The sequence below is a fragment of the Paenibacillus soyae genome (assembly GCF_024623455.1).
GTDB classification, from domain to species: Bacteria; Bacillota; Bacilli; order Paenibacillales; family Paenibacillaceae; genus Pristimantibacillus; species Pristimantibacillus soyae.
In genome coordinates this window covers 1-212 of record NZ_JANIPJ010000113.1, presented here as the reverse complement: position 1 = coordinate 212, position 212 = coordinate 1, and the positions used below count along the sequence as shown (strand labels likewise).

General features: G+C 49.5%; 1 tRNA gene. It reads left to right on the top strand.

The window, feature by feature from the left end:
• Nucleotides 1-93 precede the first annotated feature (93 nt).
• A tRNA-Ile gene (locus NQZ67_RS30250) sits at nucleotides 94-170 on the top strand.
• Nucleotides 171-212 lie beyond the last annotated feature (42 nt).

The window sequence follows — 212 nt, the reverse complement described above, 5'->3', positions numbered from 1 at the left end:
GCAACTCTCAGGCAGGATTGTTGCTCGCTCGTTGTCAGTTTTGAAAGATCAATTTCGATCTTTCTGGAGTTCTATAGCGAATAGAATACCCGAGGGCCTTTAGCTCAGCTGGTTAGAGCGCACCCCTGATAAGGGTGAGGTCGGTGGTTCGAGTCCACTAAGGCCCACCATTATCAACACATGAGTGTTGATCCCATTACGGGGCCATAGCT